Origin of the sequence: Sphingobium sp. LMC3-1-1.1, assembly GCF_040676285.1 — a bacterium.
Lineage (GTDB): Bacteria > Pseudomonadota > Alphaproteobacteria > Sphingomonadales > Sphingomonadaceae > Sphingobium.
Window position 1 is genome coordinate 199,608 of record NZ_JBEGHQ010000023.1, and the last position, 12,600, is coordinate 212,207.

11 protein-coding genes are annotated in these 12,600 nt (G+C 62.5%); 7 read left to right on the forward strand and 4 right to left on the reverse strand.

Going from position 1 to position 12,600, the window contains the following annotated elements; translation table 11 throughout:
* Positions 1 to 66: 66 nt before the first annotated feature.
* Positions 67 to 2,331, reverse strand: coding sequence for an LPS-assembly protein LptD (locus MRBLMC3_RS14250; protein WP_363829805.1), 2,265 nt, complete (start codon positions 2,329 to 2,331; stop codon positions 67 to 69).
* Between the two features lie 194 nt (positions 2,332 to 2,525).
* On the opposite strand from MRBLMC3_RS14250, the gene MRBLMC3_RS14255 reads away from it, so the two are divergent.
* The 3 genes from MRBLMC3_RS14255 to ndk all read left to right on the forward strand — a co-directional run bounded on the left by MRBLMC3_RS14255 (position 2,526) and on the right by ndk (position 4,952).
* Entirely contained in the window at positions 2,526 to 3,986 is a 1,461-nt protein-coding gene (locus tag MRBLMC3_RS14255; protein WP_363829807.1) for a leucyl aminopeptidase, read from the forward strand.
* Positions 3,986 to 4,435: a DNA polymerase III subunit chi gene (locus tag MRBLMC3_RS14260; protein WP_363829810.1), complete on the forward strand. Its 450-nt coding sequence runs from the start codon at positions 3,986 to 3,988 to the stop codon at positions 4,433 to 4,435. Before MRBLMC3_RS14255 ends, MRBLMC3_RS14260 begins: the two co-directional genes overlap by 1 nt.
* A gap of 94 nt (positions 4,436 to 4,529) precedes the next feature.
* A complete protein-coding gene (ndk, locus tag MRBLMC3_RS14265) occupies positions 4,530 to 4,952 on the forward strand; it encodes a nucleoside-diphosphate kinase (protein WP_133652867.1) in 423 nt (140 codons plus the stop codon).
* Positions 4,953 to 5,080: 128 nt separating this feature from the next.
* On the opposite strand, the gene MRBLMC3_RS14270 is transcribed toward ndk, so the two are convergent.
* Entirely contained in the window at positions 5,081 to 5,755 is a 675-nt protein-coding gene (locus MRBLMC3_RS14270) for a glutathione S-transferase family protein (protein WP_363737281.1), read from the reverse strand.
* 226 nt (positions 5,756 to 5,981) lie between these two features.
* Here MRBLMC3_RS14270 and MRBLMC3_RS14275 point away from each other — a divergent pair, with 226 nt between their 5' ends.
* The gene (locus tag MRBLMC3_RS14275) at positions 5,982 to 6,773 is read left to right on the forward strand and encodes a sulfite exporter TauE/SafE family protein (protein ID WP_363737280.1); all 792 of its coding nucleotides are present in this window, start codon (positions 5,982 to 5,984) and stop codon (positions 6,771 to 6,773) included.
* Positions 6,774 to 6,893: 120 nt separating this feature from the next.
* On the opposite strand, the gene MRBLMC3_RS14280 is transcribed toward MRBLMC3_RS14275, so the two are convergent.
* A complete protein-coding gene (locus MRBLMC3_RS14280; RefSeq protein ID WP_363829812.1) occupies positions 6,894 to 7,601 on the reverse strand; it encodes an IS6 family transposase in 708 nt (235 codons plus the stop codon).
* A gap of 196 nt (positions 7,602 to 7,797) precedes the next feature.
* Between MRBLMC3_RS14280 and MRBLMC3_RS14285 the strand changes: the two genes are divergently transcribed.
* Genes MRBLMC3_RS14285 through MRBLMC3_RS14295 form a run of 3 tightly spaced genes read left to right on the forward strand, consistent with a single transcriptional unit; the run spans position 7,798 to position 11,622 of the window.
* Entirely contained in the window at positions 7,798 to 9,510 is a 1,713-nt protein-coding gene (locus MRBLMC3_RS14285; RefSeq protein WP_363737278.1) for a TIR domain-containing protein, read from the forward strand.
* Positions 9,511 to 10,110, forward strand: a complete 600-nt coding sequence (locus MRBLMC3_RS14290; RefSeq protein WP_363737277.1) for a hypothetical protein — start codon at positions 9,511 to 9,513, stop codon at positions 10,108 to 10,110.
* Between the two features lie 54 nt (positions 10,111 to 10,164).
* On the forward strand, positions 10,165 to 11,622 hold the full coding sequence (locus MRBLMC3_RS14295) for a TRAFs-binding domain-containing protein (protein ID WP_363737276.1): 1,458 nt from the start codon (positions 10,165 to 10,167) through the stop codon (positions 11,620 to 11,622).
* A gap of 89 nt (positions 11,623 to 11,711) precedes the next feature.
* Here MRBLMC3_RS14295 and MRBLMC3_RS14300 read toward each other — a convergent pair whose 3' ends face one another.
* A complete protein-coding gene (locus MRBLMC3_RS14300) occupies positions 11,712 to 12,365 on the reverse strand; it encodes a Crp/Fnr family transcriptional regulator (RefSeq protein WP_363737275.1) in 654 nt (217 codons plus the stop codon).
* Positions 12,366 to 12,600 lie beyond the last annotated feature (235 nt).

The window sequence follows — 12,600 nt, forward strand, 5'->3', positions numbered from 1 at the left end:
CGGGTCGGCACGAGATGCGCCGATCCGCCTTAACCGGCCCTGAGCAGGAAACGGGACGGCTGATCCTTATATGCCAATATTGCGAAAAGCCAGCCGAAGCTGGAAGCTGTTGCCCTTTCGTGCGTCGCCCAGCACCTGATAGTCGCGCCGCCAGGTCAGGCCGAGCGTCAGGCAGTCATCTTCATAAGTGACGCCCAGCCTGTGTCGGACGGGTTGATAGCCGTTGGCGACGCTCAACGGATCTTCCCTCGCATTGGTGAGGTCGATCACGGTGGAACCGAACAGCGACCAGAAACGCGCAAACTGCAAGCGGCCGCCCAGCCGGAGCTCCTCCCGGTTCCGCAAATCCTCCAGGCTGAGGTCGGCATTCCGGTTGAGCCGCAGATAGCTGACCATCGCATAGGTCTTCTTGCTGCCGATGGTGGCGTCGATCTCGTTCCGTCGGATGGCGAGATTATCCTTGTCCAGCCGGAAGCGGTGCGTGAAGCTGAGGAAGTCCCGATAACGGATCGTGGTGCGACCGACGATGTCGGACAGCCGGTCTGACAGGCCCGTGCCCACCGGTAGGATATTTTCCCGGCTGTTCAGGCGGTAGCTCTGCCCGATCACGCTTTCGAGCGAGAAATGGCGCAGCGCCAGGCTATATTCCAGCCCATAGGTGACGCGGGTCGAATCCTCGAACCGGTCGTAGCCGGAAAAGCGATTGAGCGCGAAAAGGTTGCTGTCCTCCAGGTCGATGGAGCGGGCATCCTCGTTCGGGACGGTCAGATTGGCGATTCTGGGCGCCGCCACGATCTGCACGCGCGGGGCGATACGCTGCACGCCGCCAAAGGCCTCACCCATGAACGGCCAGCGGACGTCGATCGCCGCCGCCGCGATCCCGCGCGCCTGCCACCCCGGATCGCCGGCATAGCTGGCGACGGTGGCCAGCTGATTTTCGTCGCTGTGGTAGACATCGCCGCGCAAATAGGTCGTGAAGGTGACTTCCTGACCCATCGGCGTCAGCTTGCGCAGATTCCATTCGAACGCCGCGAAAGCGCGCTGCGTATCCTCTCCATGGGTGCGGGTGATCGCCAGGCTGTTGGCCTGGAACTGGATGACGCCGCCCAGCAGCGGGTCCTTCATTCGCAAGCGATAATCGACGACGGGCAAGGCGATCGGCATCTGCCCCTGAGGATCGCCGGTGCGCAAAGTCTGCACGGCCCACCCGGCGATCGAGAAATAGCTGTTGTCCCCGATCCGCTGCGCATTGATGGTCGACCGCAGCCGGTCATCATTGCTGATATAGTAGCGGCGCAGGAAGGTGCGGTCGGTCGTCGCGCGAATCGATCCGTTGATGTTCCATTCCGGCGTCAGCTGCAGCGCGCCACTGGCATCGAGATAGCCGCGAAAATCCTTCTGCGTATCGGCCGGCGTGGTGGTGGATGTGCTGCCGGTAGCGACGCGACTGCCATAGGTTGCATAGCCGGTGATCTGATAGGCGCCCCGATCCCACAGGTGGCGATAGTTGCTCTCCAGCAGGGGCAGGGCGTTGGTGAAGACGTGGGGCGTGACGGTGATGTCGCGATTGGGTCCCAGCTTCATATAATAGGGCAAGCCGAGTTCGAAGCCGTTGTTGCGGTTGTAGCGCAATATCGGCACCAGCAGGCCGCTGCCGCCATTGTCGCCGACCGGGTGGGAGAAGCCGGGCATCGGGATGAGCGGGAGGCCGAACAGCTCGACGCTAGCATTGGTATATTTGACCCTGGCCTTCACCGGATCATAGATGACCTTCACAGCCTTGATCTGCCAGGTCGGTTCCTTGGGGCAGCCCTTGTGATCCTCCACTGCGCAGCCGGTATAGACCGCCTTTCGCAGGGTGTAGACGCCGCCCTTCCGCTCGCCGTTCACGGCGGCCAGGCGCCCGCCCGACTGCAGCACCAGCAGCATGTTCTGGACCATGCCGTCCTGCAGGCTGTCGGTGACGTCGAACCTGTCGCCATAGGCGATATTGCCCTCGGGATCCGTGACGGAGACATTACCGCTCGCCTCCACCTTGCCGGTATCACGGTTCCAGACGACCTTGTCGGCGCGCAGCCGGTTGCCGTCGCGCAGCAACTGCACATTGCCGTTGGCGGTCACGACCTCCTTATTGCTATCATATTCCAGCGCATCGGCGGAAAAGCCGATCTGATCGTCATTCTCCGGCACCGGGGCGTCGGGCGCGCTGATCGTCGTCTGCGGTTCCTGGAGTTGCTGGGCGGCGGCATGCGGGATGACCGCCAGGCACGGAAAGGCGACGCCAGCGGCCAGGAGCCGATTGAAACGCAAAAGGAAGGGGCGGTTCTGCAAAAGAATGGGGCCTCTTTGACGGGGCGTTCTGTTTCCCGGACTATTGCACTGCCCTATTGCACCGCTTTGTCTGCGCTGCAATCGTCTCGGCCAAGAGTTTTGCCGGAAAATCAGTCGAACGGCTTTGCCAGACCGGGCCGGCCGCACTATCTGGGCAGAGAGATACAAGCCTTGCAGGAAATAAAGGACCCCAGATGGAAATCGCGTTCAGCCCTGTCCGTCCCGAAGCCGATACACTGGTCTTCGCCGTGCCCAAGGGCGGCTTCGACGCCTTGCCCCTGAGCGCCGCGTCCGTGCTGGTCGGGGGGGCGGCGGCCGCGCGTTTCACGGGGGAAGCGGGATCCAGCTTCGAGAGCTTCGTGGACGAGGGCGGCAAGGTGCTGCGCGTCGTTCTGGTGGGTACCGGAGCCGGCGGTGATGTGGATTTCGAGCGGGCGGGCGCCGCGTTGACGGCCCGGCTGGCGACAAGCGGGGCGGTTCACGCTGCGGTGGAGTTCGTGGGCGCGGCCGGCGGCGAACAGGCGGCGCGCCTTGCCTTCGGCGCATTGCTGCGCGGCTGGCGGATCGACACCTACCGTACCCGGCAGGCGGAGAAGGCCAAGCCGACCCTGAAGCAGGTCACGCTGGTGTCGAGCGACGCAGGGGCGGCCTGGGAAAGACAGGCTGCCGTGGCCGCGGGCGTGGCCTTCACCCGTGAACTGGTGGCGGAGCCGGCGAACGTCCTCTATCCCGAGAGCTTCGTCGAACGGTGCAGGCATCTGGAGGAACTGGGCGTCAGGATCACCGTCCTGGACAAGGCGGCGATGGCGGAACTGGGCATGGGCGCGCTGCTGGGCGTGGCGCAGGGTTCCATGCGCGAACCGCGGCTGCTGGCGATGGAATGGGATGGCACAGATTCGGCGGGGACGGGCGGCGCGACCGAAAAGCCGCTGGTCTTCGTTGGCAAGGGCGTGACCTTCGACACGGGCGGCATTTCGCTCAAGCCCGGCGCGGGCATGGAAGACATGAAATGGGACATGGGCGGCGCCGGTGCGGTCGCGGGTGCGATCAAGGCGCTGGCCGGACGCAAGGCGAAGGCCCGCGTCGTCGGCATCTGCGGCCTTGTCGAGAATATGCCCGACGGCAATGCGCAGCGTCCGGGCGACATCGTAACCTCCATGTCGGGGCAGACCATCGAGGTGCTGAACACCGATGCCGAGGGGCGGCTGGTGCTGTGCGACGTCATCACCTGGGCGCAGAAAACCTATGCGCCCGAGATCATCATCGATCTCGCGACATTGACCGGGGCGATGATCATCTCTCTGGGCAATGAATATGCAGGCATCTTCGCCAATGACGACGGGCTGGCCGACGATCTGATCGCGGCTGGCAAGGCGGCGGGCGATCCGCTGTGGCGCTTCCCTCTCGGGGATGCCTATAACAAGCTGATCGACAGCCCGATCGCCGACATGAAGAATATCGGGCCGCGCTATGGCGGGTCGATCACGGCGGCGCAGTTCATCAAGCGTTTCGTCGAGGAGGGCGTCAAATGGGCGCATCTCGATATCGCTGGCATGGTGTGGGCCGACAAGCCCGGCGCAACCTGGGACAAGGGCGCGACAGGCTATGGCGTGCGGCTGCTCGACCGCTATGTGGCTGACAAGATAGAGAAATAATGCAGGTCGATTTCTACCAGCTCAGCCGCGATCCGGTGGAACAGGTGCTGCCCGCGATTGCGGGCCGCATCCTGGCCATGGGCGCGCGGCTGATGGTGGTCGCAAGGGAGCCTGAGCGGCTGGATCGGATTTCCGCCGGGCTATGGGCCGGGCCGCCCGAAAGCTTCCTGGCGCATGGCCGGGCCGGCGAGGGTGCCGAATCGGTGCAGCCGATACTGCTCGCACAGGATTGCCCGGCGGGCGAGTTGGCCGCCAACGGGGCACGGCATGTCGCACTGGCGGATGGCCTCTGGCGTGAGCAAGCGATGGGTTTCGAGCGGGCTTTCTACTTCTTCGACGCTGAAACCATAGAGGGCGCGCGCTCCAACTGGCGCGATCTCTCGAAACGGGACGGGGTCACCCCCCGCTTCTGGCGGCAGGAAGGCCGCAAATGGGTGCAAGGCCCCTAGCAGGGCCCTGCCCCATCAGCCCTCTTGCGATAGGCTCCGGCCCGGTCTAAAGGGCGCGCCAACTTATCCCAACAATTCGGAGCTTTTGAGCCTTATGGCCGTTACCCGCACCTTTTCGATCATCAAGCCCGATGCGACCCGTCGCAACCTGACGGGCGCCGTGACCAGGAAACTGGAGGAAGCGGGTCTGCGCGTTGTCGCTTCCAAGCGTATCCGCATGAGCCGTGAACAGGCTGAAGGCTTCTATGCCGTGCACAAGGAGCGCCCCTTCTTCGCCGATCTGGTTGCCTTCATGATTTCCGGCCCGGTTGTCGTCCAGGTTCTGGAAGGCGAAGATGCGGTGAAGCGCAATCGGGACATCATGGGCGCCACCAACCCGGCCAATGCCGATGAAGGCACCATCCGCAAGGAATATGCCGAATCGATCGAAGCCAATTCGGTCCACGGCTCCGACAGCGAGGAAAATGCCGCGATCGAGATCGCCTATTTCTTCAAGCCTGAAGAAATCGTCGGCTGATCGGGCACGATAATCTGGAAAGGGCCGGGGGTGATATGCCTGCCGCCCCTTTTCCATGGCGGAAATGGCGGAACGGGCCATCTGCTCGCGACATTTGCCCAACCTCCGCAGATGACCGAAAACTTGCCTTATCCCAATTGCGGAGGCGCTTCGAAACGGTCGATCACCCATTCTTCCGCCTGTGCGCCGCCAATCCATTCCTGCATCCAGGGATGATTGATGATGGCGCGCATATAGGCTTCCGCAAAGCGGGCAACGGGGAGTTGATAGGTGATGAAGCGGGTCACCACCGGCGCGAACATCACATCGACCGCGCTGAAATCCCCGAACAGAAACTCTCCCTCGCCGCCATGGCGGGCGCGGGCCTCCGCCCAGAGTTGCATGATGCGCGCGATATCCTGAGCCGCGGCCTCGGATGGAGGGACGGGAGCATAGATCTGGCGGATGTTCATGCTGTGCTCACGTCGCAGCGCAGCGAAACTGGAGTGCATTTCCGCCGCCATTGACCGGGCCATGGCGCGCGCGGCGATGTCTGCCGGCCAGAATCGGTCGCCGCCCGACTTCTCGTTCAGATATTCGACGATCGCCAGGCTGTCCCACACGACGACGTCGTCGCCGTCCCACAATATTGGCACCTTCCCGGAAGAAGGGGCGAATTCGTCACCCTCGCGGCGCTTTTCCCACGCTTCGTCGTAAAGCGGCACAACAACCTCCTCGAAGGGGAGGCCGGACAGCTTGCACGCCAGCCATCCGCGTAGCGACCAGCTTGAATAGGCCTTGTTGCCAATGAACAGCTTCATCATGTCCCTGTCTTTACAGCCTGTTGGGAAATTCGCGGAGGAACGCATTTTGGCCAGATAGTCTCTTAGACGCCGGTGGCAAGGAAAGTCGAGAGCATCGCGTCACTCTTGCATTCAACAGCATTTGTTTTGGAGGCGATAAATTTCCAATCCAAAAGGGGGCTGGCTGGCGCGGTTTTTCGGTCCTACACATCGCGGATTACACGACGTAACGAATTTGGGGCGAAATATGGATTTGTTGCACGCGATCGCAGGCCTTTTCGTCGGCCTGATGGTCGGCATGACCGGAGTGGGTGGCGGCTCGCTGATGGCGCCGATCCTGATCCTGCTGTTCGGCGTCGCGCCCACCACGGCGGTCGGCACCGACCTGTGGTTCGCGTCGATCACAAAGGCGGTCGGCGGCGCGGTTCACCACCATCAGGGCGGTACCGAGGGCGGTCCGGATTATGAAGTCGTGAAGCGCCTGATGATCGGCAGCATCCCCGCCTCGCTGATCACGTTGGCGATCCTTTCGCAGATGCACCTTGGGCAGATCAAGACGGGCGTGATCACGGCGGCGCTGGGCGTGGTGCTGATCGCTACCGCAGGTGCGACCCTGCTGCGCGGCCGTTTCCATAGCTGGGCGCTCGCCCGCCGGGTGGGCACGGCCGACGGTTTCACCCGCTGGCAGCCGGCGCTGACTGTGCTGGCCGGCGCCCTGCTGGGTGCGATGGTGACGCTGACTTCGGTCGGTGCGGGCGCGATCGGTGCGACGTTGCTCCTGGCGCTCTATCCACTCCGCATGCGGATGCAGCGGCTGGTGGCGACCGATATCGTTCATGCCGTGCCGCTGACGCTTGTCGCCGGACTTGGCCATTTGTGGATCGGGAACGTCAATCCGGTGCTGCTGGTCAACCTGCTGGCGGGGTCGCTGCCCGGTATCGTGATCGGATCGCTGCTGGCCACGCGCACGTCGGATCGCGTGCTCCAGCCCCTGCTGGCTGCGGTGCTGGTGGTGGTGGGATGGCGGCTGATCGCCTAGCCGCGAAATATCTGCCGAGCCGGAATCCAACTTGCTACAGTTTTATATGAATTTTCGGTGCTGTCAGACAAAGGCGAACCGCTCTCCACACGATGCACTTCGGGCTTAGAACGGAGAAACTCAGCTCGCGAGAGACTGCCACTGGGCCAAGGCGGCCGAGCGTCTTTGCTTGTAAATCTCTCGATCGACGAGATGGCGCTCCAGGGCGAAGTGATTGTGAAAGTGGGCGTGGACGGATGCGAATTTCTGGGATCGCATCTGTCGAAACCTGAGCATAGCCCGCTCCCGTCGTCGGAAGGAGAGATGGCTGTTTTCAACCCGATTGTTCAGCCACTGCCCCATTTCCTGCTGCTCGATATTGCCCAGGTCACGCATTGCTGCTGGATAGGATCGGAGTCCGTCGGTTACGATTTTTCCTGGTGATCCGTGCCGTTTCAATGCCTTCTTCATGAAGGCCAAAGCTGCCTTTTTATCCCGCTTCTTCGTAACGTAGCTCTCCAGAATTTCGCCTTCGTGATCGACGGCGCGCCAGAGGTAAACCATCTTACCGTTGATCTTCACGTACATCTCATCAAGGTGCCAGCGCCAGTGGCGAAAGCTGCACATCCTGTTGATCCGCTGGCGTCGGATCTCGCTGGCCAATAGCGGGCCGAACCGGTTCCACCACAGCCGCACCGTTTCGTGGCAGATATCGACGCCGCGCTCGAACAGCAGGTCCTCGACGTTCCGCAGCGACAGCGGGTAACGGACATACATCATCACCACCAACCGGATCACCTCCGGGGAGGATTTGAAATACCGAAACGGATTAACGGCGGGCTTGGTCATGACCCACCATTTACCGAACCCCGGTTTGCTTTGACAGCACCGCGCCGCCATGCGAACTTTGCGGGCAACCTTCCCCCACGGCGGCTTTTTCGATAGCCAAACCCCTCGGCTCCATTGGGCGAGCGTGCAAATTATGGCACTGGACGACGATGTGGTGCACCGCCCGCTAAAGAGAGGAACAGGGTCAATCCTTGTGATGGAGGACAACGGAACGAAGGCGACCTATGCCGCCTTTCTGAGCTATAATCATAGGGACGTTGCGTGGGCGCGCCCGTTGCAGCGGCGACTGGAATCCTATCGCTTTCCAGGCAGGACGGTCCGTTCGGATGGTAAGCGCAAATTGGGGCCGATCTTTCGCGACCGCGATGAATTGCCCGCAACGGCCGACCTGTCGGAGGCCGTCAAGCAGGCGCTGTCAAAGTCCGCGGCATTGCTGGTCCTGTGCTCACCCAATTCAGCGGCGTCGCCATGGGTGGACAAGGAAATTCGCCTGTTCCGGGCCCTCCATCCCGATCGGCCGATCCTGGCGGCGATCATTGATGGCGAACCGACGGATGCCTTCCCGCCGGCGCTGAGGGATGGGGTCGAACCGCTTGCGGCCGACCTTCGGCGGGAGGGCGATGGCGTCCGGCTCGGCACCTTGAAGATCATTGCCGGGCTGGCTGGGATCGGTCTGGACCGGCTGGTGCAGCGCGACGCGCAAAGGCGCATCCGGCGCGTGATGGCTGTCACGCTGGCTCTGTTGCTGATCATGCTAGCTTTCGTCGCGCTGTCGGTTGCGGCTTTGCAGGCGCAGCGAGAAGCCGAGCGGCAACGCGCCGAAGCAGAAGGGATCATCGAATTCATGCTGACCGATTTGCGGGAACGTCTGCGTAGCGTCGGTCGCCTGGATGCCCTCTCTGTCGTCAACGACCGGGCAATGAACTATTATCGCGATCAGGGAAATCTCGACGATCTGCCGGACGACAGTCTGGAAAGGCGTGCGCGTATCCTTCAGGCCATGGGGGAGGATGACATTGCCCGCGGCAGCCTGCCTGCTGCACGGCGCAAGTTCGAAGAAGCGCATCGCACGACAACCGCACTGCTGAACGACGATCCGGAACGGCCCGAATGGATCTTCGTCCACGCGCAGAGCGAATTCTGGATCGGGCAGGTCGATCAGCTGTCCGGGCAGCCCGATAGGGCGCTCAACCATTATTGGGCCTATCTGCATTGGGCCCGTCAGCTTTTGCAGCATCAACCCCATGCCGCGCGCAGCTTTACGGAAGTGGGTTATGCGCTCAGCAATATCGCCTCAGTCCAATCGGAGGCGAAGAACGACCATGCCGATGCGATCCGGAATTATGAAAAGTCGCTTTACTGGTTCCAGCGAGCGCAGCAGGCCGACCCACGATCTCTCACCATTCGCAAGGAGGTGGCCGAACGCCACGCGCGGCTGGCCGACGTGCAGTATGACCGTCGTGATTTCCAGGCCGCGGCCCAGCATCGGCTGGAGCAATTAAGGCTGCTCGAGCCGCTGCGGCGGGAAGACCCGCAAAATGGCGACATTGCCTATGATACTCTGGTGGCGACTCGTTCCCTCGCGCGAATCGCGTTCGAAACCGGAGAGACGGCCAAGGCGGTCAGGCTGATTCAGGATGCGCAAATCCAGTCTTCGGCGCTCCGCCGGCGCGACCCGCAAAACCAGAACTGGTTCGAACAGCATCTGCGGCTGCTGATGGATGCGGCAGAGGTGGCGAGGGCGCGCCACCAGGGAGCAGAGGTCCATCGCCTCGTCGGCCAGGCCCGTCGGATCATGCACGACGCAAGCCCGAATGCCGCGGCAGATCCGGCATTTCGGATTACGTCGATCAAGCGTCTGGATGCTATAGCGCAGGCCGATAACAGGGCTTTGGCAAAGGGGGATTGAATGCTGCCTTACGGAAACAGTGTCAGGACCGTTGGACCCGGCGACGAGATCGACCATGTCACCTTGCTCTACATTCGCGTGCGGGAAGGCGTATGGAATGTGAGTCGCTGGTTCGCGACGATTTGCGAACGGGGGCTACAGGCCACCGAGGCGCGCCTGCTGAAGCTGGCGCAGTCGAGCGATCCCGCGCACCATGCCGAATTCAGGGGCTACGGATTCGAGAATATCGAGTTCATCGAATATATGTGCTTCTTCACCATCATCCTGGATGCGCCCGGCTACAGCTTCCATGATGGGAAGGATACCGATCCGCTCTGGTTCCTGGAGAAGAAGGAGAATAGCTCGCTGGCTCCGCCGCCCGCCCCGGTGGCGCCCAACCGCAGCTTCTTCGACCTGGAGATGATTGAGATTGGCGGCTATCCGGCGCTGCGGTGCCGTAACTATATGTGCAACGGCTATACGGGCGAACCGCTGAAGGAAGGGGAGGAGCAGGGCTTCATCTTCAACTTGTATATTCGCGGTCGCTATGAACATGGCGGCGATGGCGGCGTTGTCCTGGCGATCGATCCGGACGGCGTCAGCAAAGGGCCGCGCAAATAGCGCAGCGGGCGAATTCGGTGGCGGCGAACAGGCGCTTATGGGACAAGGCTGGCAATGATCAGGCCGCAGCTTAACAGCATTACGCGACTGGCGCGGGCGGGCGCGCTGGAACAAGCCTGGGCAACGTTTCATGCCGCCGGCCTGTCGCCACAGTCGGACGATCCGGATGTCCTGACGGTCTACGGGCGCCTTCTCAAGGATCGCGCGGCGGCGGAAAGCGGCACCGTGCGGGAAGATCTGCTGAACCGCGCGATCACCGCTTATGAGCGTGCTTCGGCTCTTTCGCGCGCGACCTATCCATTAATCAACGCGGCGACGCTCGCTTTTCTTGCCGGACGAGGCGAGGCGGCGACAACGTTGGCTCATGCCGTAATGGCGCTGCTCGATGATCCGCTGCGCGCCGCCGAGACGCCTTATTGGATTGATGCGACGCGCGCCGAAGCGCTGTTGCTGCTGGGCCGGACTCGGGATGCCGAACGGATGCTGAGGCGAGCGATCGGACATCAGCCCGAAGCATGGGAAGATCATGCCTCTACGCTGCGGCAGTTCGCCATGATCCTGGCCGAGGCGGGGCAGCCCGTCGACTGGCTGGACCGTCATCGCCCGGCCTCGCCGCTCTATTTCGAAGGCATATTGGGCCTTGCCACGGATGATGACCGGGCGGCCGAGGCGGTTGCCGGGGCGGTGGATGCATTGGCACCTTCCATGGTGGTCGGTGCGCTGGCGGCCGGGACCGACATATTGGTGGCAGAAGCCGCCGTCGTCGCGGGCCGACAACTGCATGTCGTTCTGCCCTGTCCGGCTGAACTGTTCCGGACCACCTCGGTCGAGCCCTTCGGACCTAGCTGGGCCGATCGGTTCGATGCGCTGCTGGAGCAGGCAGTCGCGGTGAAGGAAATGGATGATTGGCAGCCGCTCAGCGATGCGTCCGTCGAGGTGTCGAGGCAGGCCGCCATGGGACTTGCCTTGTGCGAGGCAAAGCGCCTGCAATCTTCGGCCCGCGCCTTGCAGATCGTCGGACGGGGCGAGGAGCGCGGGAAGTGCATGGCCCGCTGGGAGGCCCTCGGGCTTCGGCTGGATCGTCTGGAACTCGAACGGAGCGACAGTCGACGGGTCACCCTGTCGACAGAGGCTGAGGCTGCTGCCCTGATCGCGATACCCGAATCTTTGCATTTCTGCTTGAATGGGGACGGCGTGGATCTGGCGAGGCAGGAGGGACAGCGCGCCTATCGTCTGCCTTCCCTCGGCGAAGCTGCTCGCCGGGTTTCCGACTTGCGGAGTGAATATCCTGATGCCCGGCTGGGACTGGATTACCGGGCCGTCTCAGATGCGCGGGCGGGGCGCTGGGATCGCGTGCTCATGATTGCCGTGGCGGATCTCAAGGGGGCGGTGGTTCTCAGCGAAGCCGCCGCCCTGGCCCTTGCCTTGCATGCGCCGGAGGCAAATGTCCAACCGATGGGCGACATCAGGACGGCGCTGGGCGATCTGACGCTGTATGGCCTGTTTCCTTAATTAGGGCAGAGTCGCTGACTTTCAGCCCGCAACGCTTGGAATGGTGCGAGCGGACCGACGGCTTTTTAAGCAAGTCTTGGTTGGTGTTCTCAGGCTACCAAGTCGGCCAGGAGGCGGGGCGCCAATATGTTGAGCGCCTCATCGGTCCTGCTAACGATACCACGCCGCAACAGGTGTGCGATCGCCCGGGATGTCGTTTCGCGCGTGGTATGAACCGACAATGCAAGCGCCGACAGCACGGGTGGCGGCTCAATCCGGTTAGAGGGGCCGGCCAGGCGCAGCAGTTCGGCGTAGACCCGGCCATAGGCGGTCAAAGTGGTTCGTGCAGCCATACGGTCAAGCATCACATCCAGCTGCCGGGCGAACAGCATGCTCAGGCCATGGGCAATCTCCGCGCTATATCGGGCAAGGTCCACCAGCGTCGCCGTTTCAATACAGAGTAGATGGAGCGAACCTTGGGCGACGATGTCGCTGCGCAACACTGCTGGCACAGGGTAGCTGCCGAAGATTTCGCCGGGACCATGGGAAGCGAGCAACGTCCGTTGACCGTCAGCCGAGTTGATCTGGGCTTGCGCAGCCCCTTCCACGACGACCCAGCAATGATGGGCCAGGTCGCCCTGATGCGCGACGAAGGCCTTGTGTGGAAAGACCGCGTCGCGAACGGCAGATGCCAGAGCCTCGGCACCAGCCTGCCCGCACGAGAACACGCTTCTGATAACGGCCAGCCGTTCCGCCTCAAGCAAGCTTTTCCCCCAAAACCCTGTGGGCCAGCGCGGTCGAACCTACCGGCTGATGGCTCTTAAAAAAAGGCCCAGCAGCGCGAAGGCTGCCGGGCCCAAAAGTTTGGAAATCAGGCAAGCCTGAATTCCTCGGGTCGCGGCCCGGACAATAAGCGTCTCTTTCGAGTTTGCGCGTGACGTGCATCACGCTTCACGGGTCGCCGGCCGACCTATCGAACCATCGGTCATCTCCTGTTCC